This is a genomic window from Ottowia sp. SB7-C50, assembly GCF_033110285.1.
Taxonomy (GTDB): domain Bacteria; phylum Pseudomonadota; class Gammaproteobacteria; order Burkholderiales; family Burkholderiaceae_C; genus Ottowia.
The window spans coordinates 385652-407511 of record NZ_CP136995.1 but is presented as its reverse complement, the minus strand read 5'-3'; the positions used below and the strand labels follow the sequence as shown (position 1 = coordinate 407511).

The 21860-nt window shown below is 65.4% G+C and carries 16 protein-coding genes, 4 tRNA genes and 1 pseudogene; all 21 read right to left on the bottom strand.

Annotated features, from left to right (window positions below):
- Positions 1-14 precede the first annotated feature (14 nt).
- A complete protein-coding gene (locus tag R0D99_RS01925) occupies positions 15-2339 on the bottom strand; it encodes an ATP-binding protein (RefSeq protein ID WP_416366013.1) in 2325 nt (774 codons plus the stop codon).
- Between the two features lie 2 nt (positions 2340-2341).
- A complete protein-coding gene (locus tag R0D99_RS01920; RefSeq protein ID WP_317749730.1) occupies positions 2342-2908 on the bottom strand; it encodes a DUF4390 domain-containing protein in 567 nt (188 codons plus the stop codon).
- A 19-nt stretch (positions 2909-2927) separates the two neighbouring features.
- The gene (gene rsmB / locus R0D99_RS01915; protein ID WP_317749729.1) at positions 2928-4250 is read right to left on the bottom strand and encodes a 16S rRNA (cytosine(967)-C(5))-methyltransferase RsmB; all 1323 of its coding nucleotides are present in this window, start codon (positions 4248-4250) and stop codon (positions 2928-2930) included.
- Between the two features lie 4 nt (positions 4251-4254).
- Positions 4255-4842: a LemA family protein gene (locus tag R0D99_RS01910; RefSeq protein ID WP_317749728.1), complete on the bottom strand. Its 588-nt coding sequence runs from the start codon at positions 4840-4842 to the stop codon at positions 4255-4257.
- A 74-nt stretch (positions 4843-4916) separates the two neighbouring features.
- Positions 4917-9152, bottom strand: a complete 4236-nt coding sequence (gene rpoC / locus R0D99_RS01905) for a DNA-directed RNA polymerase subunit beta' (RefSeq protein WP_317749727.1) — start codon at positions 9150-9152, stop codon at positions 4917-4919.
- A 31-nt stretch (positions 9153-9183) separates the two neighbouring features.
- Positions 9184-13297 (bottom strand): annotated as a pseudogene (rpoB, locus tag R0D99_RS01900) (DNA-directed RNA polymerase subunit beta).
- Between the two features lie 400 nt (positions 13298-13697).
- A complete protein-coding gene (gene rplL / locus R0D99_RS01895; protein ID WP_317749726.1) occupies positions 13698-14075 on the bottom strand; it encodes a 50S ribosomal protein L7/L12 in 378 nt (125 codons plus the stop codon).
- 45 nt (positions 14076-14120) lie between these two features.
- Positions 14121-14627, bottom strand: coding sequence for a 50S ribosomal protein L10 (gene rplJ, locus R0D99_RS01890; protein ID WP_317749725.1), 507 nt, complete (start codon positions 14625-14627; stop codon positions 14121-14123).
- A gap of 267 nt (positions 14628-14894) precedes the next feature.
- Complete coding sequence (gene rplA, locus R0D99_RS01885) at positions 14895-15590, bottom strand: 50S ribosomal protein L1 (protein WP_317749724.1); 696 nt, start codon at positions 15588-15590, stop codon at positions 14895-14897.
- Position 15591: 1 nt separating this feature from the next.
- Complete coding sequence (rplK, locus tag R0D99_RS01880; protein WP_317749723.1) at positions 15592-16023, bottom strand: 50S ribosomal protein L11; 432 nt, start codon at positions 16021-16023, stop codon at positions 15592-15594.
- Between the two features lie 123 nt (positions 16024-16146).
- Positions 16147-16719, bottom strand: a complete 573-nt coding sequence (gene nusG, locus R0D99_RS01875) for a transcription termination/antitermination protein NusG (RefSeq protein ID WP_317749722.1) — start codon at positions 16717-16719, stop codon at positions 16147-16149.
- Entirely contained in the window at positions 16719-17102 is a 384-nt protein-coding gene (gene secE / locus R0D99_RS01870; protein WP_317749721.1) for a preprotein translocase subunit SecE, read from the bottom strand. The genes nusG and secE overlap by 1 nt, the downstream gene beginning before the upstream one ends.
- A gap of 121 nt (positions 17103-17223) precedes the next feature.
- Positions 17224-17299 (bottom strand) — tRNA-Trp (locus R0D99_RS01865).
- A 10-nt stretch (positions 17300-17309) separates the two neighbouring features.
- Positions 17310-18500, bottom strand: coding sequence for an elongation factor Tu (gene tuf, locus R0D99_RS01860; RefSeq protein ID WP_317749720.1), 1191 nt, complete (start codon positions 18498-18500; stop codon positions 17310-17312).
- A 77-nt stretch (positions 18501-18577) separates the two neighbouring features.
- Positions 18578-18652: transfer RNA gene (locus R0D99_RS01855), tRNA-Thr, on the bottom strand.
- Between the two features lie 40 nt (positions 18653-18692).
- A tRNA-Gly gene (locus R0D99_RS01850) sits at positions 18693-18766 on the bottom strand.
- Between the two features lie 115 nt (positions 18767-18881).
- Positions 18882-18967, bottom strand: a tRNA-Tyr gene (locus R0D99_RS01845).
- Between the two features lie 41 nt (positions 18968-19008).
- On the bottom strand, positions 19009-19776 hold the full coding sequence (locus R0D99_RS01840) for a uracil-DNA glycosylase (RefSeq protein ID WP_317749719.1): 768 nt from the start codon (positions 19774-19776) through the stop codon (positions 19009-19011).
- A 57-nt stretch (positions 19777-19833) separates the two neighbouring features.
- Positions 19834-20646 carry an indole-3-glycerol phosphate synthase TrpC gene (trpC, locus tag R0D99_RS01835; RefSeq protein ID WP_317749718.1) on the bottom strand — a complete coding sequence of 271 codons (813 nt, stop codon included), beginning with the start codon at positions 20644-20646 and terminating at the stop codon, positions 19834-19836.
- Entirely contained in the window at positions 20639-20785 is a 147-nt protein-coding gene (locus tag R0D99_RS01830) for a hypothetical protein (protein WP_317749717.1), read from the bottom strand. The genes trpC and R0D99_RS01830 overlap by 8 nt, the downstream gene beginning before the upstream one ends.
- Complete coding sequence (gene trpD, locus R0D99_RS01825; protein WP_317749716.1) at positions 20782-21825, bottom strand: anthranilate phosphoribosyltransferase; 1044 nt, start codon at positions 21823-21825, stop codon at positions 20782-20784. The genes R0D99_RS01830 and trpD overlap by 4 nt, the downstream gene beginning before the upstream one ends.
- Between the last annotated feature and the right edge of the window lie 35 nt (positions 21826-21860).

Sequence of the window (21860 nt, the reverse complement as noted above, 5' to 3'; positions counted from 1 at the left end):
GTCTGTGATTCGTTCTACGCACCGGCGGAATCCCCGCCCGGTGCCACTTGGAATGATAACGACACTTGAGCGCCTTGAATTTGCCCGTCGGTCATGCGGTTGGATAGGTCGATGCGCGCGCCATGTTCTTCGGCGATTTTCTTGACGACGGCGAGGCCGAGGCCCGTGCCCTTGACCTTGGTGGTCACGTACGGCTCGAACGCCCGCTTGAGGATGGCGTCGGTAAACCCATGGCCATTGTCCATCACGCTCAGCCGCACGCGCTGCGAGCTTTCCAGCCACTGCGTCCTGACCGTGACGACCGGCTCGCCCCCTGGGGCGCGGGCAGATGCGCCGCCGTGGCTTTCAGACGCGTCGATGGCGTTCTGCACCAGATTGTGGATGACTTGCCGCAGTTGCTGGGCATCGCCCTGAATGGGCGGGCAGGCCTCGTCGCAGTCGAAGCGCACCTGGACACCGGCAAACTCGTGTCCCGGGTCGCCCGAGCTGTCGTACAGATGCAGCACCTCGCCCACCAGCGCGTTGAGATCGACGGTCTTGAGGTCCGCCGAGGGCAGGCGGGCGTAGTCGCGAAACTCGTTGACGAGCCGCTTCATCGCATCGACCTGGTCGACGATGGTGTTGACCGACTTGGTGAGCATGGCGCGATCCGGGTCGGACAGCTTGTCCACCAGCTTGCGCTCCAGCCGCTCGGCCGACAGCTGGATGGGCGTCAGCGGATTCTTGATTTCATGCGCCAGCCGGCGCGCCACTTCGCCCCAGGCCTGCGCCCGCTGTGCCGACACGATTTCCGAGATGTCGTCGAACACCAGCAGCCGCTGGCCGTCGGGCAGCGCCGCACCGCGCGCGATCAACGTCACCGCATCGGCCGCCACGGCGCCGCCGGCGCGGCCATACAGCTCGAACGACTTCTGCCAGTGATCCAGTCCATGGTCGGCCCGCTCGCCCTCGAATTCGGCAAACTGCGTCGCCACCTCGTCGTCGAACGCCTCCAGGCCCGGCAGATGGCCCAGCGGCCGGCCGATGGTCGCCGCCACCGGCGCGCGCAGTATGCGCGTGGCACCCGGGTTGGCGGACTGGATGTTGCCCGCGCGGTCCAGCACCACCACGCCGGCCGTCAGGTTGTCGAGGATCGTCTGCAGGTGGGCGCGCGATGCGTCGACTTCGCGCATGCTCGAATCCACCGCGGCCCGCGCGTCCGCCAGTTGCTGCGTCATGTCGGCAAACGACCGCGTCAGGCCCACCAGTTCGTCCCTGCCTGGCAAGATGACCTTGGGCGTCAGGTCGCCGGCCGCCACCTGGCGCACGCCATCGGCCAGCATCAGCAGCGGCGTCGCCAGTTGCTTGCCCAGCACCACGGCCAGCAGCACCGCGCCAAACACCGACAGGAACAGGCTGAGCGTGAGCGTGCCGATGTACATGCGCCGCAGCCCCTCGCGGCCTAAGGCACGTTCCTGGTATTCGCGGTTGGCGTCCTGGACGGCCAGCGCGTGGGTGACCAGCGCGGCGGACAAGGGCTGCACGGCCTGCAACAAGCGCTGCTCGCCCACCAGGCCGATCGAGCGCCCGCTGACCACCACCAGCGCGCGAATGCGGGCCGTGGGCGCGCTGCCGTCGGCCGTGACTTCATCCAGTCCCTCGACCTGGGTCGCCACGCCCTGCGCGCGCAGGCCACGCATCAGCTGCGCACTGGGCCGCTCGGGCGCCAGCTGAAAGCGCGATTGGCCCGCGCTGGCCAGCAGGCGGCCCGACGCATTCCACAAGGTGACGTCGCTGGCGCCCAGTTGGGTGCGCAGCTGTTCCAGCGGCAACGCGGCCAGCGAATCGGGCGTTTCGGCCAGCGCCGCCGACGCGGTCCGCAACTGGTTGCCGAAGTCGCGCGCCTGCGTTTCCAGCGACGTGCGCGCCAGGGTCAGGCCAGACTCCAGCGCTCCCTCGACCTTTACGTCGAACCAGGATTCGATGGAGCGCGAGACGAACTGGTATGACACCACGTAGATCAGCAAGCCCGGTAGCACGCCAACCAAGCCGAAGATGGCCGCCAGCTTGATCAGCAGCCGGCTGCCGAACTTGCCCCGTCGCAGCCGCGCCAGCAGGCGGTAAACGCCCCAGCCGATGACCAGCGCCAGCAGGCACGCCACCGCCACGTTGACGGCAAAAAGCCGTGTGTAGTAGCGCTCGTACAGCAGGCGGTTGTTGGTTGCCAGCGCCAGCAGGAAGATGAGCACCAGCCCGATGCCCACCATCAGGCCGATGGCCACCCACAGCGCCCACCGGGCCCGCCGCTTGCGCGCCGCGTCACGGGCGATGATGGCCGGGTCGGCTGGCTCGGTGGAGATGCTCAACGCGCCAGCTCCGGCGTCAGGTCGATGCGCCGCTCCACCGAGACCACCCAGTCCGAATGCCCGACCGAGCCGATCTGCAGGGTGCGCGGCAGCTGGCTCGCATCCAGCCGGTACCTGAAGCGCAGCGTGTAACGGCCGTCACCATCGACGTCCGAGGCGCTGGCAATCTTCCAGCGGGCGATGCGCTGCACCGCCGTGATGGCCTCTTCCAGCGAGTCGTAGTTTTGCGCCAGGCTCACGCCCAGCCCGACGTTGACGATGGGCTCCGACGAGGTATTGAGCCGCCAGCGCCGGGTCAGCGGCTGATAGGCCACACGCATGTAGCGCTGGGCCGACGCGACATCGCGGTCGTACCAGTACCAGCGCTCGCGCAACACCTGCGCTTCAGCGACGAAATGGATGGGAATGCCCTTGCGCAGCGCATCTTCGACCACCGACGACAGCTCGAAGCCGACACGCGCCGTCAGGAACAGTCCTTCGTCATTGCGTTCGACGCGAAGCGAGGTCAGCTCGGCATTCTCGGCCCGCGCCGTCAGCCCGACCAGCGCCAGTACGGCCAGCAAGGCCCACCACCGCAGGCGGCTAGGCCACGGGCTTGTGCAGCAGTGCGTAATAAAAGCCATCTTCACGGTGCCTATTGTCGTCAACGCCGGCCTGTGCTTCGGCCGGCACGGGCAATAAATGGCCCGGCGACGGCATGCTGGCCGCACCGCTGTTGTGCGCAAGAAACGACTGGATGCGATTTCTCCCCTCTTCGACGAACACCGAGCAGGTGCAGTAAAGCAGGTTGCCCCCCGGCTTCAGCAGCGGCCACAGTGCGGCCAGCAGCCGGTCCTGCTGCGCCGCCAGCTGCGCGATGTCGGATGCACGCCGCAGCCAGCGCACGTCGGGATGGCGGCTGACGATGCCCGAGGCGCTGCAGGGTGCGTCGAGCAGGATGGCGTCATAAGGTTCGCCTTTCCACCACGTCTCGACGGCGGCGGCGTCCGCCACGCGCACATCGGCCTGCAAGCCCAGGCGGGACAGGTTCTCACCGATGCGGGCGGCGCGATGGGCGTCGATCTCCAGCGCGGTGACAGCCGCTTCGGGCACGCGTTCGAGCAGGTGGGCCGTCTTGCCGCCGGGCGCCGCGCAGGCATCCAGCACGCGCGGTGCGCGCTCACTCATGTTGTCCAACAGCAGCGGCGCGGCGCGCTGCGCGGCCGCGGACTGCACGGACACCAGCCCGTCCAGAAAACCCGGCAAATCGCGCACCGGCCTGGGCTGCCGCAATCGAATGGCCATGCCGCCCATCGAACAGGCCTCGATGCCCGCGCGTTCCAGCTGGGCGAGGTAGTCCGCCACGCTCGTGCGCCGCGGGTTGACGCGCAGGTCCATGGGCGCGGCGTGCTGCGCTGCCTCCAGAATGCCCTGCCAATGGGCCGGGTGATCGCGCTGCAGGCGCTCGATCCACCACAGCGGGTGGTTCCAGCGCGCCACGGCATCGGCCATTGCCGCCCCGGTCAGCGCTTCGCGTTCGCGCAGAAAGCGGCGCAGGCAGGCGTTGAGCAACCCCGCATGCGCGCGCATGGCGTGGTCGCGCTTGGCCGCCTCCACGGTCTGGTCGACCAGCGTGAAAGGCTCGTACATCGCGCCATCCTGGGCCAGCGCAAGGCTGGTGCAGAGCAGCGCATCCGCCAGGGGCGCTGGCACGCGGCGCACCAGCAGGCTGCGCAGCGCTTGCGCCCGCCCCAACCAGCGCAGCGCGGCGAAAGACAGGGCCTGCGCACCGGGGCGCAGGGTTGGCTCCACCCCGTCGAGCTGCTGCGACAGCGATCGCCCATCCCGCACGCCCTGCACCAGCCGCGCGACGGCCTGCAGTTGCCGCCACAGCGGCACGCGAGGGGCATCGTTCGGCAAGGCCATGTGATCAGCGCCCTTCGGCCATGCGCGTCACCGTGCCGGCAGGCCTGAAGCCGAACAAGCGGGCCAGTACCGAGGCAGGAAACTGCTGCACCGCCTGGTTGTAGGCCTGGGCGGCTTCATTGAAGGCCGTGCGAAACGGCAGGGACTGGTGCAGCAGGCGCATCCAGCGCGCTTGCAGGCGCTCTGCCGACGGAACGGCATCGGCTGGCACGGCATCGGCCAGTGCACCCGCCCACGCCGCCCGCAGCGCCTCATGCGCCATCACCAGGCGCGCCATGCACGGCACGTCGATCGGCTGGCTGCGCGCTTGCGCCAGCGCCACGGCAAATTGGTCGCCGGCCGACTGCAGGCGCGCCCACGCCGCGGTGGCGGCATCCATCGGCTCCGCCGGGGCCGCAGCGGCTTCGTCGTTCATCGAATCGGGCAGGCAGCCCTGGACGCAGACCAGTTGCCGCATCAGTTGCTCGTCCAGCGCGGCAAAGGCCTTGCTCACCGCAGCGCGCAGCCTGACCAGACGGTTGTAGGCGCCGATGCCCCAGAACAGCAACAGCGCCACGACCACGATCCACCACAGCGTCGCCGAGCCCAACATCGAACCTCCAAGAAAAAACGCCCCCCCGCGCAGAGCCTGCGGCGAGAGGGCGCTATTAATTATGAAGCAACCGCTTATTCGGCAGCCGCCCCTTCGTCCACGCTGGCCGATTCGCCGGCTTCCGCGGCGCCGGTGGCTTCCGCCAGCTCGGCCGCTTCGGCTTCGGCGATGGCGCGGCGCTCGGCCTCGTCCATCTGGTCCTTGACCTTGCGTGCCTGGTGGTACGCCAGGCCGGTGCCCGCGGGAATCAGGCGGCCGACGATGACGTTTTCCTTCAGGCCGCGCAGTTCGTCGCGCTTGCCCATGATGGCGGCTTCGGTCAGCACGCGGGTCGTTTCCTGGAACGATGCGGCCGAGATGAAGCTGTCCGTCGACAGCGACGCCTTGGTGATGCCCAGCAGCAGGTTGGTGTAGGTGGCGGGCATCTTGCCCTCGGCGCGCAGGGCGTCGTTGGTGTCCAGCATCTCGCTGCGCTCGACCTGTTCACCGGCGATGTAGCCCGAATCACCCGGGTTCTCGACCACGACACGGCGCAGCATCTGGCGCACGATAACCTCGATGTGCTTGTCGTTGATCTTCACACCCTGCAGGCGATAGACGTCCTGCACTTCATCGACGATGTAGCGCGCGAGTTCTTCCATGCCCAGCAGGCGCAGGATGTCCTGCGGGTCGGCCGGGCCGTCGACGATGCTTTCGCCCTTGTTGACCACCTGGCCTTCGTGCACCAGGATGTTCTTCTCCTTGGGGATCAGCTCTTCCCAGATGTGGCCATCCGGGTCGGTGATCTGCAGGCGAATCTTGCCCTTGGTCTCCTTGCCGAACGACACGGTGCCGGTTTGCTCGGCCAGCACGCCCTTGTCCTTGGGCGAACGGGCTTCGAACAGCTCGGCCACGCGCGGCAGACCGCCCGTGATGTCGCGGGTCTTCTGGCCTTCGACCGGGATGCGCGCCAGCACTTCGCCGGGGCCGACTTCCTGGCCATCGCGCACCTGGATCAGCGCGCCAACCTGGAAGCCGATCGTCACCGAGTGGTCGGTGCCAGGGATCTTGACTTCCTTGCCTTCGGGATCGACCAGCTTGACCTGCGGACGCACGATTTTGGCCGAGCCGCGGCGCTTGGGGTCGATCACGACCAGCGTCGACAGGCCGGTGACTTCGTCGACCTGCTTGGCCACGGTGAGGCCTTCCTCGACGTTCTCGAACTTCACGGTACCGGCGTACTCGGTGATGATCGGGCGCGTCAGCGGGTCCCAGTTGGCCAGCACGGTGCCGGCCTTGATGGACTGGTCGGCCTTCACGGTCAGCGTGGCGCCGTAGGGCACCTTGTGGCGCTCGCGCTCGCGGCCGTGTTCGTCGTGGATGGTGATTTCGCCCGAACGCGAGATCACGACCAGTTCACCACGGCTGTTGGTAACGTAGCGCATGGTGGCGTTGAAGCCGATCGAGCCGTTGGACTTGGCCTCCACGCTCGACGCGACCGCCGCGCGCGACGCCGCACCGCCGATGTGGAAGGTCCGCATCGTCAGCTGCGTGCCCGGCTCGCCAATCGACTGGGCGGCAATCACGCCCACCGCCTCGCCCATGTTCACCAGGCCGCCACGGCCCAGGTCACGGCCATAGCACTTGGCGCAGATGCCGAAACGGGTGTTGCAGGTCAGCGCTGTGCGCACGCGCACTTCGTCGATGCCGGCGTTTTCCAGCTCGTCGATGGCGTCCTCGTCCAGCATCTGGCCGGCCTGAACCACGACTTCGCGGGTTTCCGGATTGATCAGATCCTCGGCGGCGGTGCGGCCCAGGATACGTTCGCGCAGCGATTCAATGACCTCGCCGCCCTCGACGATGGCGCGCATCAGCGAGCCGTCGGCGGTGCCGCAGTCGTCTTCGGTGACGACCAGGTCCTGCGTCACGTCGACCAGGCGGCGCGTCAGGTAACCCGAGTTGGCCGTCTTCAGCGCCGTGTCGGCCAGGCCCTTGCGGGCGCCGTGCGTCGAGATGAAGTACTGCAACACGTTCAGGCCTTCACGGAAGTTGGCCGTGATGGGCGTCTCGATGATCGAGCCGTCGGGCTTGGCCATCAGGCCGCGCATGCCGGCCAGCTGGCGAATCTGCGCGGCAGAACCGCGAGCGCCCGAGTCGGCCATCATGTAGATGGAGTTGAACGACTCCTGGTCGACTTCCTTGCCGTGGCGGTCGGTGGTTTTCTGCTTGGCCAGCTGGGCCATCATGACCTTCGACACTTCGTCGCCGGCCTTGCCCCAGATGTCCACCACCTTGTTGTAGCGTTCGCCGGCCGTGACCAGGCCCGAGACGTACTGCTGCTCGATCTCTTTCACTTCCTTCTCGGCGCGCTCGATGATGCCCTGCTTTTCGTGCGGCACCAGCATGTCGTCGATGGCGATGGAGATGCCCGCGCGCGTGGCCAGGCGGAAGCCGTTCTGCAGCAGCTTGTCGGCAAACACCACGGTTTCCTTCAGGCCGCACTTGCGGAACGACGCGTTGATGAGGCGCGAGATTTCCTTCTTCTTCAGCGCCTTGTTCATCAGCGAGAACGGCAGGCCCTTGGGCAGGATCTCGGACAGAAGCGCGCGGCCCACGGTCGTGTCGACCAGGCTGGTGGACGGCGTCAGCTCGCCCGTCGTCTTGTCCTTGGCCCACTCGGTCAGGCGCACGCTGATCTTGGCGGTCAGCTCGACCACGCCAGCGTCCAGCGCACGCTGCACTTCGCCGACGTCGGCGAACACCAGTCCTTCGCCCTTGCCGTTGATGCGCTCACGCGTGGTGTAGTACAGGCCCAGCACCACGTCCTGCGACGGCACAATGGAAGGCTCGCCCGACGCCGGGAACAGCACGTTGTTGGACGCCAGCATCAGCGTGCGGGCTTCCATCTGCGCTTCGACCGACAGCGGCACGTGCACGGCCATCTGGTCACCGTCGAAGTCGGCGTTGAAGGCCGCGCAGACCAGCGGGTGCAGCTGGATCGCCTTGCCCTCAATCAGGATCGGCTCGAACGCCTGGATGCCCAGGCGGTGCAGCGTGGGCGCGCGGTTCAGCAGCACCGGGTGTTCGGTGATGACTTCTTCCAGGATGTCCCACACCACCGGCGTGCCGGCTTCCACTTCCTTCTTCGCCGCCTTGATGGTGGTGGCGATGCCCATGGCCTCCAGGCGAGCGAAGATGAAGGGCTTGAACAGCTCCAGCGCCATCAGCTTCGGCAGGCCGCACTGGTGCAGCTTGAGCGTCGGACCCACCGTGATGACCGAACGGCCCGAGTAGTCGACGCGCTTGCCCAGCAGGTTCTGGCGGAAGCGGCCGCTCTTGCCCTTGATCATGTCGGCCAGCGACTTCAGCGCGCGCTTATTGGCGCCGGTCATGGCCTTGCCGCGGCGGCCGTTGTCCAGCAGGCTGTCCACGGCTTCCTGCAGCATCCGCTTTTCGTTGCGCGCGATGATCTCGGGCGCCTTCAGTTCCAGCAGGCGGCGCAGGCGGCTGTTGCGGTTGATGACGCGGCGGTACAGGTCGTTCAGGTCCGACGTGGCAAAGCGGCCACCGTCCAGCGGCACCAGCGGGCGCAGGTCGGGCGGCAGAACCGGCAGCACGTCCAGCACCATCCACTCGGGCTTGATGCCCGACTTCTTGAACGCCTCCAGCACCTTCAGGCGCTTGGCATTCTTCTTGACCTTGACTTCAGAGCCCGTCAGGTCGCCGCGCAGACGCTCGATCTCGATGTCGAGGTCGATGCCTTCCAGCAGCTCCTTGATGCCCTCGGCGCCCATGCGCGCGACGAACTCGTCGCCGTATTCCTTGCGCTTGGCGTCGTAGTCGTCCTCGCTCATGATGCTGAACTTCTTCAGCGGCGTCATGCCCGGGTCGGTGACGACGTAGGCCTCGAAGTACAGCACGCGCTCGATGTCGCGCAACGTCATGTCGAGCACCATGCCCAGGCGCGACGGCAGCGACTTCAGAAACCAGATGTGCGCGCAAGGCGCGGCCAGGTCGATGTGGCCCATGCGCTCGCGGCGCACCTTGGTCTGCGTGACTTCAACGCCGCACTTCTCGCAGATGACGCCGCGGTGCTTCAGGCGCTTGTACTTGCCGCACAGGCACTCGTAGTCCTTGATCGGGCCGAAAATCTTGGCGCAGAAAAGGCCATCGCGCTCCGGCTTGAAGGTTCGGTAGTTGATGGTCTCGGGCTTCTTCACCTCGCCGAAAGACCACGAACGGATCTTCTCGGGCGAGGCCAGGCCGATGCGGATGGCCTCGAAGTGCTCATCCGGCGTGAATTGCTTGAACAGGTCGAGCAGCGATTTCATGTGACTCTTTCCTTTTCAAATCTCTATTGAATTAGGAGCGCTCCAGCTCGATGTCGAGACCGAGCGAGCGGATTTCCTTGACCAGCACGTTGAACGACTCGGGCATGCCGGCGTCGATCGAGTGTTCGCCCTTGACGATGCTTTCGTAGACCTTGGTGCGGCCCTGCACGTCGTCGGACTTCACCGTCAGCATCTCTTGCAGCGTGTAAGAGGCGCCGTAGGCTTCCAGCGCCCACACCTCCATCTCGCCGAAACGCTGGCCGCCGAACTGCGCCTTGCCGCCCAGGGGCTGCTGCGTGACCAGCGAGTACGGGCCGGTGGAACGCGCGTGCATCTTGTCGTCGACCAGGTGGTGCAGCTTCAGGAAGTGCATGTAGCCGATGGTCGTCGGGCGCTCGAAGGCGTCGCCGGTGCGGCCGTCGTACAGCCACGCCTGGGTGCGCGTGTCCGTCAGGCCCTTCGCCTTGGCCACCTCGTCGGGGTAGGCCTGCTTGAGCATGGCGCGGATTTCCTGCTCGTCGGCACCGTCGAACACCGGCGTGGCAAACGGCATGCCGCTGGCCAGGTTGCCGCACATCTCCAGTACCTGTTCGTCGGTCAGCTTGGCCAGCTCTTCCTTGCGGCCGGTGCTGTTGTAGAGCTCTTCCAGGTACTTGCGCAGCCTGGCCACACGCTGTTCGCCCTGCAGCATCTCGTTGATGCGCTGGCCGATACCCTTGCCGGCCCAGCCCAGGTGAACCTCGAGCACCTGGCCCACGTTCATGCGCGAAGGCACGCCCAGCGGGTTCAGCACGATGTCGGCAGGGGTGCCGTCGGCCATGTAGGGCATGTCCTCGACCGGAACGATCTTGGACACCACGCCCTTGTTGCCGTGACGGCCGGCCATCTTGTCGCCCGGCTGGAGGCGGCGCTTGACGGCCAGGTAGACCTTGACCATCTTCAGCACGCCGGCGGGCAGTTCGTCGCCTTGGGTGAGCTTTTTGCGCTTTTCTTCAAACGCCAGGTCGAAGCTGTGGCGCTGCTGCTCGATGGAAGCCTTGATGCTTTCGAGTTGCGCGGCGACCTCGTCCTCGGCCGGGCGGATGTCGAACCAGTGGTACTTGTCGACCGAAGCCAGGTAGGCCTTGTCGATCTTGGTGCCCTTGGCGATGCGGTTCGGGCCGCCGTTGGCGGTCTTGCCGTTCAGCAGCTTCTCGATACGGTCGAAGGCGTCGGCCTCGACGATGCGCAGCTGGTCGTTCAGGTCCAGGCGGTAGCGCTTCAGCTCGTCGTCGATGATCTGCTGGGCGCGCTTGTCGCGCTGAATGCCTTCGCGCGTGAACACCTGCACGTCGATCACGGTGCCTTGCGAGCCCTGGTCAACGCGCAGCGAGGTGTCCTTCACGTCGCTGGCCTTCTCGCCGAAGATGGCGCGCAGCAGCTTTTCTTCCGGCGTCAGCGTGGTCTCGCCCTTGGGCGTGACCTTGCCCACCAGCGTGTCGCCGGGCATGACTTCGGCACCGACGTAGATGATGCCGGAATCGTCCAGGCGGTTGAGTTGCTGCTCGGACAGGTTGGGGATGTCGCGCGTGATTTCCTCGGCACCCAGCTTGGTGTCGCGGGCCATCACCACCAGTTCCTCGATGTGGATGCTGGTGTAGCGGTCGTCGGCCACGACTTTCTCGGAGATCAGGATCGAGTCCTCGAAGTTGTAGCCGTTCCAGGGCATGAAGGCGATCAGCATGTTCTGGCCGATGGCGATCTCGCCCAGGTCGGTCGACGCGCCGTCGGCGATCACGTCGCCCTTTTCCAGCTTGTCGCCGCGCTTGACGATGGGACGCTGGTGGATGTTGGTGTTCTGGTTGCTGCGCTGGTACTTGATGAGGTTGTAGATGTCCACGCCCACTTCACCGGCCACTGCCTCGTCGTCGTTGACGCGGATCACGATGCGGGTGGCGTCGACGTAATCGACCACACCGCCGCGCTTGGCGGTGACCACGGTCCCCGAGTCGATGGCGGCCACGCGCTCGATACCGGTGCCGACCAGCGGCTTTTCAGGCCGCAGCACGGGCACGGCCTGGCGCGACATGTTGGCGCCCATCAGCGCGCGGTTGGCGTCGTCGTGCTCGAGGAACGGCACCAGCGATGCCGCCACCGACACGATCTGTGCCGGCGACACGTCCATGTACTGGATGCGCTCGGCGCCGACCAGGATCGATTCGCCCTTCTCGCGCGCCGACACCAGGTCGCCCGTCAGGCGGCCGTCCTTGTCGAGCGCCGCGTTGGCCTGGGCGATGACGTACTTGCCTTCCTCGATGGCCGACAGGTAGTCGATTTCCATCGTCACCTTGCCGTCGACCACGCGACGGTACGGTGTCTCGATGAAGCCGTATTCGTTCAGGCGCGCATACAGCGCCAGCGAGTTGATGAGGCCGATGTTCGGGCCTTCCGGCGTCTCGATCGGGCACACGCGGCCGTAGTGCGTGACGTGCACGTCGCGCACCTCGAAGCCGGCGCGCTCGCGCGTCAGACCGCCCGGGCCCAGGGCCGAGACGCGGCGCTTGTGCGTGATCTCGGCCAGCGGGTTGGTCTGGTCCATGAACTGCGACAGCTGCGACGCGCCGAAGAACTCCTTCAGCGCGGCCGAGATCGGCTTGCTGTTGATGAGGTCGTGCGGCATCAGCGGCTCTTGTTCGGCCTGGCCCAGACGCTCCTTCACGGCCTTCTCGATGCGCGCCAGACCGGTGCGGTACTGGTTTTCGGCCAGTTCACCCACGCAGCGCACGCGGCGGTTGCCCAGGTGGTCGATGTCGTCCACCTCGCCACGGCCGTTGCGCAGTTCGACCAGAATCTTCACCACGTCGAGGATGTCCTCGTTGGTGAGCACCATGGGGCCAGTTGATTCCTCGCGGCCCACCTTGGCGTTGAACTTCATGCGGCCGACGCGCGACAGGTCGTAGGTGTCGGGGTTGTAGAACAGGCGCTGGAACAGGGCCTGCACCGCGTCCTCGGTCGGCGGCTCGCCGGGGCGCATCATGCGGTAGATGGCCACGCGGGCGGCGAACTCGTCGGCCGTTTCGTCGGCGCGCAGCGTCTGCGAAATGTAGGCGCCCTGGTCGAGCTCGTTGGTATAGATGACCTGCAGGTCCTGCACACCCGCCTCGCGCAGCTTCTTCAGCAGCGCTTCGGTCAGCTCGTCGTTGGCCTTGGCGATGATCTCGCCGGTGTCGGGGTCCACCACGCTCTTGGCCACCACGCGGCCGACGAGGAAGTCCTCAGGCACGCTGATGTGGGTGGTGCCGGACTGCTCCAGCTCGCGTGTGTGACGCGCCGTGATGCGCTTGTCCTTGGTGACGACGACCTTGCCCGACTTGTCGGTGATGTCGAAGCGCGCCACCTCGCCCTTGAGGCGGTCGGCGACGAATTCCATCTGCGCGCCGCTGTCCATCAGGCGGAAGTTGTCGTTGACGAAGAAGTGCGCCAGGATCGTCTCGGGCGTCAGGCCGATGGCCTTCAGCAGGATCGTGACCGGCATCTTGCGGCGGCGGTCGACGCGGAAGAACAGGATGTCCTTGGGGTCGAATTCAAAGTCGAGCCACGAACCGCGGTAGGGAATGATGCGGGCCGAAAACAGGAGCTTGCCCGAGCTGTGGGTCTTGCCCTTGTCGTGCTCGAAGAACACGCCGGGCGAGCGGTGCAGCTGCGACACGATCACGCGCTCGGTGCCGTTGACGATGAACGAGCCCTTGTCGGTCATCAGGGGCACTTCGCCCATGTAGACCTCCTGCTCCTTCACTTCCTTGACCACCTTGGACTGCGGCGTGGAGGACTCGCGGTCATAGATGATCAGCTGCACGCGCGCGCGCACGGCCGACGCGTAGGTCAGGCCGCGTGTCTGGCACTCGCGCACGTCGAACGCCGGCTTGGCCAGGTTGTATTCGACGAACTTCATCTCGACAAAACCGTTGTGCGAGACGATCGGGAAGGCCGATTCGAACGCGGCCTGCAGGCCTTCGTGCGTGCGTTTCTTGGGGGGGCGTATCGGCTTGCAGGAAGGCCGTGTACGCATCTTTCTGCATCTGCAGCAGGTACGGCACCTGCAGCACGCTTTCACGCGTGCCAAAGCTCTTGCGGATGCGCTTGCGTTCGGTAAAAGTGTAGGCCATGAAATCTCCGGGCGTTGACTCGAGGGTCCTGGACATCTGGCGACTAGGCATCAGGATCGGCGCCTGACAAATGCTTGGTGACTGGCCACTACCAGCCGATGGCGGACGGCCGCGCGTTGCACGCAGCCCGAACCAAGTGGTCTTCTGCAGTCGGGGATCAGAAGACACTTGAAATCCGGCGTGGGGAATTTCCCTCGGCCTTCGGCCTCCGGGAAACCGGCCCCAAGCCGGTTTTCAGGTGCGCTCTGAAAGCGCAAAAGGCTGGTGTGAAACCAGCCTGAGTAATTCGGATTCGAGGCGTAGCGAGCGGGGGTCAGTTTGTCGCGAGAAGCACAGCCGTACTTGGGTACGGCGAGCATCGCAGCGGCAAAATGGCCCCGCGCAGTAGCCTCGGGCCGAATTACTTGAGTTCGACCTTGGCGCCGGCTTCTTCCAGCTTCTTCTTGGCCGCCTCGGCGTCGGCCTTCGGCATGCCTTCCTTGACAGCCTTGGGCGCGCCGTCCACCAGATCCTTGGCTTCTTTCAGGCCCAGGCCGGTGATTTCGCGCACGGCCTTGATGACCGACACCTTGTTGGCGCCGGCTTCGGTCAGCACCACGTTGAATTCGGTCTTCTCTTCCGCGGCAGCGGCGCCCGCACCGGCACCACCGGCGGCCGGAGCGGCCATCGCAGCGGCGCTCACGCCGAACTTCTCTTCGATGGCTTTCACCAGGTCGTTGAGTTCCATGACCGTCATGCTGTCCAGCGCGGTCAGAAATGCGTCTTTATCGAATGCCATTTGATTTCCTTGAAAACAGATTGTTGGGTATCAGCCGCGCCCGCTTCAGGCGGCAGCCGGTTCGCCTTCGCCCTTTTTGGCCGCCAGCGCGCCCAGCACCACGGCGGTGCGGGACATCGGCGACATGAGCAAGCCGCACAACTGGGCCAGCAGCACTTCCTTGGTGGGAATGCTGGCCAGTGCCTTCACGCCGTTCGCATCCAGGGACTTGCCACCGTAGACGCCCGCGCGAATCACCAACTTGTCGTTGGTCTTCGCGAAGTCGGCCACCACCTTGGCGGCGGCCACTGCGTCTTCGGAGAAGCCATAGATCAGCGGACCGGTCATCTGGTCCACCGCCACTTCGAAACTGCTGCCTGCGACAGCACGGCGGGCCAGCGTGTTCTTCAACACGCTCAGGCTGACGCCCTTGCTGCGCGCATCGCTGCGCAGTTTGGTCATGTCGGCGACCGTGACGCCGCGGTATTCCGCCATCACGAGCGTTTGAGCTTTAGCGGCGAGGCCGGTCACTTCTTTGATGACCGCTTCTTTCTCACTGCGATTCAGACTCAAGGTCTACTCCTTCAAAATGCGCCGTTCGATGCGGGCCGGATGGCCGTTCGATCTGGCAGCGCGCCTTCTTGCAGCGACCTACTGCTTTCAAGGAAAAATCCTTCGCAGCGGGTACGCCATCTGCGCTGGCCGCTCTCGAATCAAGAGCAATTAAACAGGGCAGGCCCTGTGCCAACGGTCTTGGATGACCCGGATGCGCCTTGCGGCCCATCCGGCCCACCACATCAGGCGCCGGCCTCATCGGCTGGCGCCCGAATCCTCTACACGTCAAGCGGTGATGGTTTGCGTGTCGACGCGAACGCCCACACCCATCGTGCTCGACACCGCCACCTTGCGCAGGTACACGCCCTTGCTGGTGGCGGGCTTGGCCTTGTTCAGCGCGTCGATCAGCGCGGCCAGGTTGCCCTGCAGCTTATCGGTGTCGAACGAGCGACGGCCGATGGTGCCGTGGATGATGCCGGCCTTGTCGACGCGGAACTGCACCTGACCGGCCTTGGCGTTCTTCACCGCCGTGGCGACGTCGGGCGTCACGGTGCCGACCTTGGGGTTCGGCATCAGGCCGCGCGGGCCGAGGATCTGGCCCAGCGTACCCACCACACGCATCGCGTCGGGGGCGGCGATCACCACGTCGAAGGGCATGTTGCCCGCCTTCACTTCGGCGGCCAGGTCGTCCATGCCGACCACGTCGGCGCCGGCGGCCTTGGCTTCTTCGGCTTTCGCGCCTTGGGCGAACACGGCCACGCGCTTGGTCTTGCCGGTGCCGTTGGGCATCACGACGGCACCACGCACCACCTGGTCGGACTTCTTGGCGTCCACGCCCAGTTGCACCGCCACGTCGATCGATTCGTCGAACTTGGCGGTGGCGTGCTTTTTCACCAGCTCGATCGCTTCATTCAGCGCGTACAGCTTGGTGGTTTCAACAGCGCCCTGCTGGGCTTTTTGCTTCTTGGTCAGCTTGGCCATGTCACACGCCCTCCACGGTCACGCCCATCGAACGGGCCGAGCCGGCGATGGTGCGCACAGCGGCGTCCAGATCGGCCGCCGTCATGTCCTTCATCTTGGTCTTGGCGATTTCCTCGAGCTGGGCGCGAGTGATCTTGCCGACCTTGTCGGTTGCCGGCTTGGCGGAGCCCTTGTCCAGCTTGATGGCCTTCTTGATCAGAACGGCCGCAGGCGGCGTCTTGATGATGAAGGTGAAGCTCTTGTCCGCAAAGGCGGTGATCACCACCGGCAACGGCAGACCGGGCTCCATGCCCTGGGTCTGGGCGTTGAACGCCTTGCAGAATTCCATGATGTTCAGACCGCGCTGACCCAGTGCAGGGCCGATGGGCGGCGACGGGTTGGCCTTACCAGCTGGCACTTGCAGCTTGATGAAGCCGACGATTTTCTTCGCCATGCTTTACTCCTTGCGGGTACATGCGCCTGGCACGTCGGCCAGACTCCCCGGGGGTTGTCGACTCTTATCGAAAACAGCCGCCAGCGCAGAGTCGGAAAGCGCCAGCAGCTACAAAAATGATAGTCAGGCCTTTTCGACCTGGCTGAATTCCAGTTCGACCGGCGTCGCGCGGCCGAAGATCGTGACGGACACCCGCACCTTGCTCTTCTCGTAGTTGACTTCCTCGACGGTGCCATTGAAGTCGGTGAACGGGCCTTCCTTGACGCGGATGTATTCGCCCACCTCGAACTCCACCTTGTGGCGCGGCTTGTCCGTGCCTTCCTGCATCTGGTTGACGATCTTCATGACATCGTCTTCCGAGATGGGCGCGGGCCGGTTCTTCGCGCCGCCGACGAAGCCCGTCACCTTGTTGGTGTGCTTCACCAGATGCCAGGTGTCGTCGTCCATCACCATTTCGACCAGCACGTAGCCAGGGAAGAACTTGCGCTCGGTCGTGCGACGGACGCCGTTCTTCATCTCGACCACTTCTTCGGTCGGCACCAGGATGCGGCCGAACTTCGACTGCATGCCCGCGCGGTTGATGCGCTCGACGATGTTGCGCTCGACCGCCTTTTCCATGCCCGAATAGGCATGAACGACATACCACTTCAGGTCCGGGTTGGTCGACGGCTCGACCTTGTCCACCACGTCGTTCATCAGCGTCTCCAGCCCAGGATCAGGTCATACAGCGCCCACTCCAGGGTCTTGTCGGTCAACCACAGGAACAACGCCATCACGACGGCGAAAGCGAACACGAAGGCGGTCGTCTGCAGCGTTTCCTTGCGGGTTGGCCAGACGACTTTCTTGATTTCACGACCGGAGTCGCGGCCAAACGCGATCAGGCGCTTGCCGGAGTCGGAGGTGAAGAACACCACCACCGCCAGCACCAGCCCGGCGATCAGGCCACCCCACTGCGCGACAGCACCCTGGCTGCGCAGCAAGTAGAACGCCGCCAGCGCGCCGACCACCAGCAGGGCAGCCGCTGCCAGCCGCGCCTTGTCGGCGCCGGTACTCACGGTCTCAATTGGAGTGCTTGCCATGTTGGCCAGATTTCAGTTTCTCGAGGCGCCCGACGCGCACAAAGAGCACGAATCGAACAGCCATCCATCAGACACACAAGCCCGCCAAGTGCTTGGCGGGCTTCGGAGCGCCACTTTCAAGTGGCAGGGGCAGTAGGAATCGAACCTACAACCTTCGGTTTTGGAGACCGACGCTCTGCCAATTGAGCTATACCCCTACACGAACCCTTACGCGATGATCTTGGCCACCACGCCCGCGCCCACCGTGCGGCCGCCTTCGCGAATGGCGAAGCGCAGACCCTCTTCCATGGCGATGGGGGCGATCAGCTTGACGGTGATGCTGACGTTGTCGCCAGGCATGACCATTTCCTTGTCCTTGGGCAGCTCGATGCTTCCGGTCACGTCGGTGGTGCGGAAGTAGAACTGCGGACGGTAGTTGTTGAAGAAGGGGGTGTGGCGGCCGCCTTCGTCCTTGCTCAGCACGTAGACTTCACCGACGAATTCGGTGTGGGGCTTGATGCTGCCGGGCTTGCACAGCACCTGGCCGCGCTCGACGTCTTCACGCTTGGTGCCGCGCAGCAGGATGCCGACGTTGTCGCCCGCCTGGCCCTGGTCGAGCAGCTTGCGGAACATTTCGACGCCGGTGCAGGTGGTTTTCTGCGTGGCCTTGATGCCGACGATTTCGATTTCTTCGCCGACCTTGATGATGCCGCGCTCGATACGGCCGGTGACGACGGTGCCGCGACCGGAGATGGAGAAGACGTCTTCGACGGGCATGAGGAAGGCGCCGTCCACAGCACGCTCAGGGGTGGGGATGTAGGTGTCGAGGGCTTCGGCCAGCTTCATGATGGCCTGCTCGCCCAGCTCGCCTGCGTCGCCTTCGAGGGCCAGCTTGGCGCTGCCCTTGATGATGGGGGTGTCGTCGCCGGGGAATTCGTACTTGGACAGGAGTTCGCGCACTTCCATTTCGACGAGTTCGAGCAGTTCGGCGTCGTCGACCATGTCGGCCTTGTTCAGGAAGACAATGATGTAGGGCACGCCGACCTGACGCGACAGCAGGATGTGCTCGCGGGTCTGGGGCATGGGGCCGTCGGCGGCGGAGCAGACGAGGATGGCGCCGTCCATCTGGGCGGCGCCGGTGATCATGTTCTTCACATAGTCGGCGTGGCCGGGGCAGTCGACGTGGGCGTAGTGGCGGTTGGCCGTTTCGTATTCGACGTGCGAGGTGTTGATGGTGATGCCGCGGGCTTTTTCTTCCGGGGCGTTGTCGATCTGGTCGTAACCCTTGGCTTCGCCGCCAAACTTCTTGGCCAGCACGGTGGCAATGGCCGCCGTCAGGGTGGTCTTGCCATGGTCCACGTGACCAATGGTGCCTACGTTCACGTGCGGCTTGGTCCGCTCGAATTTCTCTTTTGCCATTTCTTCGACTCCGAAAAAATCAACTCAAACACAACACAACGGTAGCGGCGACGCCCCGGAAAGCGCCGCCGCATGTCTGGTGCCCTTGGTGGGAATCGGACCCACGACCTCTCCCTTACCAAGGGAGTGCTCTACCACTGAGCCACAAGGGCGAAAACCTGAGCCAGACGCAACACACCAAGACCGACCGAGTGGAGCGGGAGACGGGAATCGAACCCGCGTCATTAGCTTGGAAGGCTAAGGTTCTACCATTGAACTACTCCCGCAAAGATGCACCCCGAAGGACGCCTTGACCTTGCGTGAGCCATGCCCCGGCTTTCGCCAGGCAACCGCCCATCCTGAACGCTCATCGTGTCGGCCGCGCATGCCGGCCTAGCCTGCTGGTGGAGAGGGCTGGATTCGAACCAGCGTACTCGTAAGAGGGCAGATTTACAGTCTGCTGCCATTAACCACTCGGCCACCTCTCCGGCAGGGAACCATGGATTATGCCACTAATTGTTCGAGCCGATCAAGCCGTGCCGGCCGCTGACGGCGCCGCGCCCAGCCAGTCGATGGCCGGCTCGCCCCGCTGCCGCACGAAGGCATCGACCTGCCCGAAGTGACCGCAGCCGATGAACGGCACAGGCGGCCGCAGCGCCGACAGGGGCGACGGGTGGTTGGCCGCCAGCCACAGGTGCGGGCCGGCGGCCGCCCCGGCCGGCCGCATCGATTGCGCATGGGCGCCCCACAGCAAGAAAGTGAGCGGACGCTCACTTTCAACCAGGCGCTCAAAAACACGGGAGGTGAATGCCTGCCAGCCCAGCCGGGCATGGCTGCCCGCCTGGCCCGCCTGCACGGTCAGGCTGGTGTTCAGCAGCAACACGCCCTGGCGCGCCCAATGGTCCAGCAAGCCTTCTGGCTGGGGCGCGCGGCCGTATTCGCGTTGCAGTTCCTTGTATATGTTGCGCAGGCTGGGGGGCAGGCGCAGGCCGGGCGCCACCGAAAAGGCCAGGCCGTTGGCCTGACCCGGCCCGTGGTATGGGTCCTGGCCCAGAATGACGACGCGCACCGATTCAAGAGGCGTCAGTTGCAGGGCGCGCAGCGGCTGCGGCGGATAAATGGTCGCGCCCGCCGCCAGCTGCGACTGCAGCGCGTGACTCAGGCGCTGGCCGGGCGCGCTGTGCAGAAAGGCACGCCATTCATCCCGCCATCCCTCGGCCAGCGCGTCGACGTCGGGCGGCCAGTGCGCCAGGGCAGGCGCGTCGGCGCCCGCACCTTCGGGCGAGAACTCCGTCATGGAAATTGCGTCCGCCGCTTGTCCAGTACGCCTATCCAGCTATCAACTGAATAGCAATCAGGCAAACAACTGCGCCAACGCATCCCCTGGCTCCTCGGCGCGCATGAAGGCCTCGCCCACCAGGAAGGCGTGGATGCCGGCGTCGCGCATGCGGCGCACGTCGTCGCGGGTGTGGATGCCGCTTTCGGTGATCAACAGGCGGTCGGCCGGCACGTCCTGGATCAACCCCAGCGTGGTGTCCAGGCTGACGTCGAAGGTGCGCAGGTTGCGGTTGTTGATACCGACCAGCGGCGTCTTCAGGCGCAGGGCGCGCTCCAGTTCGGCCCCGTCGTGCACCTCGACCAGCACCGCCATGTCGAGCGCGCGCGCCACCGCCTCCAGCTCCTGCATCTGCCCGTCACCCAGACAGGCGGCGATCAGCAGGATGCAGTCGGCACCGATGGCGCGCGCCTCGTACACCTGGTACGGGTCGATCATGAAATCCTTGCGCAGCACGGGCAGTTCGCAACTGGCGCGCGCCTGCTTCAGGTAGTCGATGCTGCCCTGGAAGAACTGCCGATCCGTCAGCACCGACAGGCAGGCCGCGCTGACCTTGCCGCCCGCGTCGGTGTTGCCGACGGCGTAGCTCTGCGCAATGTCGGCTGGCTCGAAGTCGGCGCGGATCACGCCCTTGCTGGGGCTGGCCTTCTTGATCTCGGCGATCACCGCCGCCTGGCCTTGGGCAATCTTGCGGCGCAGCGCGCCCTCGAAGTCGCGCGTCAGCACGCGGCTTTCGGCGTCTTCGCGCATGGCGGCCAGCGACTTCTTCTTCAGCCCCGCGGCGACTTCCTCGCGCTTGACGGCGACGATCTTGTCCAGGATATCACTCATTTTTTGATAGCTCCTCGCGCTGGTCCGGTGCCGGCTGCTTCAGTATCTTGACGAAAATTTGGTGCATGACGAAGGCCGCCACCAGCGTGATCAGCGTTACGCCCAAGGCGATCCACACCCCTTCGTCGCGCCACATCATGCCGCCTTGGGCGACGCCAGCGCCTGCGTGAACGCCAGCACCTGCTGCAGCTTGGCCTGTGCCGCGCCGCTTTCGATGGCTTCGCGCGCGCGGTCGATGCCGGCCTTCATGGTGGGCGCCACGCCCGCCGCGTACAGCACCACGCCGGCGTTCAGCACCACGATGTCCTTGGCCGGCCCTTCGTGGCCCGCCAGCACGCCACGCAGCATGGCCAGCGACTGCTCGGGCGTCTCAACCTTGATGGCGCGGTTGCTCATCATGGGCATGCCGAAATCCTCGGGGTGGATGTCGTATTCGCTGATCTGGCCGTCTTTCAATTCGCCGACCATCGTCGCGGCGCCCAGGCTGACCTCGTCCATGCCGTCGCGGCCGTAGACGACCACGGCGTGCTCGGCGCCCAGCCGTTGCAGCGCGCGCACCTGGATGCCCACCAGGTCGGGGTGGAACACGCCCATCACGATGTTGGGCGCGCCTGCGGGGTTGGTCAGCGGCCCCAGGATGTTGAAGAAGGTCTTGACGCCCATCTCCTTGCGCACCGGCGCCACGTTCTTCATGGCCGGGTGGTGGTTGGGCGCGAACATGAAGCCCACGCCCGTTTCGGCGATGCTCTGCGCGATCTGATCCGGCGACAGGTTCAGCGCAATGCCCAGCGCCTCGATCACATCCGCGCTGCCCGACTTGGACGACACGCTGCGCCCACCGTGCTTGGCCACGCGCGCGCCGGCGGCGGCGGCCACGAACATGCTGCAGGTGCTGATGTTGAAGGTGTGCGAGCCATCGCCGCCCGTGCCCACCACGTCCACCAGATGCGTGCGGTCGGCCACGTGCACCTTGGTCGACAGCTCGCGCATCACCTGCGCGGCGGCGGTGATCTCGCCAATGGTCTCCTTCTTGACGCGCAGGCCGGTGGTGATGGCGGCGATCATCAGCGGCGACAGCTCGCCCTGCATGATCATCCGCATCAGGTGCAGCATTTCGTCGTGAAAGATCTCGCGGTGTTCGATGGTGCGCTGCAGCGCTTCCTGGGCGGTGATGGTCATGGTGGGAATCCTTGCAATCAAATCGTTGGATGGTT

Bases quoted from the DNA above. Each gene is read 5' to 3' on its own strand.
- rpoC (WP_317749727.1), bottom strand. From the start codon at position 9,152: ATGAAATCGCTGCTCGACCTGTTCAAGCAATTCACGCCGGATGAGCAC.
- rplK (WP_317749723.1), bottom strand. From the start codon at position 16,023: ATGGCGAAGAAAATCGTCGGCTTCATCAAGCTGCAAGTGCCAGCTGGT.
- trpD (WP_317749716.1), bottom strand. From the start codon at position 21,825: ATGACCATCACCGCCCAGGAAGCGCTGCAGCGCACCATCGAACACCGC.
- R0D99_RS01840 (WP_317749719.1), bottom strand. From the start codon at position 19,776: ATGACGGAGTTCTCGCCCGAAGGTGCGGGCGCCGACGCGCCTGCCCTG.
- rplA (WP_317749724.1), bottom strand. From the start codon at position 15,590: ATGGCCAAGCTGACCAAGAAGCAAAAAGCCCAGCAGGGCGCTGTTGAA.
- rsmB (WP_317749729.1), bottom strand. From the start codon at position 4,250: ATGGCCTTGCCGAACGATGCCCCTCGCGTGCCGCTGTGGCGGCAACTG.
- nusG (WP_317749722.1), bottom strand. From the start codon at position 16,719: ATGAACGACGTGGTGGACAAGGTCGAGCCGTCGACCAACCCGGACCTG.
- secE (WP_317749721.1), bottom strand. From the start codon at position 17,102: ATGGCAAGCACTCCAATTGAGACCGTGAGTACCGGCGCCGACAAGGCG.
- R0D99_RS01830 (WP_317749717.1), bottom strand. From the start codon at position 20,785: ATGATGTGGCGCGACGAAGGGGTGTGGATCGCCTTGGGCGTAACGCTG.
- R0D99_RS01910 (WP_317749728.1), bottom strand. From the start codon at position 4,842: ATGTTGGGCTCGGCGACGCTGTGGTGGATCGTGGTCGTGGCGCTGTTG.
- tuf (WP_317749720.1), bottom strand. From the start codon at position 18,500: ATGGCAAAAGAGAAATTCGAGCGGACCAAGCCGCACGTGAACGTAGGC.
- trpC (WP_317749718.1), bottom strand. From the start codon at position 20,646: ATGAGTGATATCCTGGACAAGATCGTCGCCGTCAAGCGCGAGGAAGTC.
- rplL (WP_317749726.1), bottom strand. From the start codon at position 14,075: ATGGCATTCGATAAAGACGCATTTCTGACCGCGCTGGACAGCATGACG.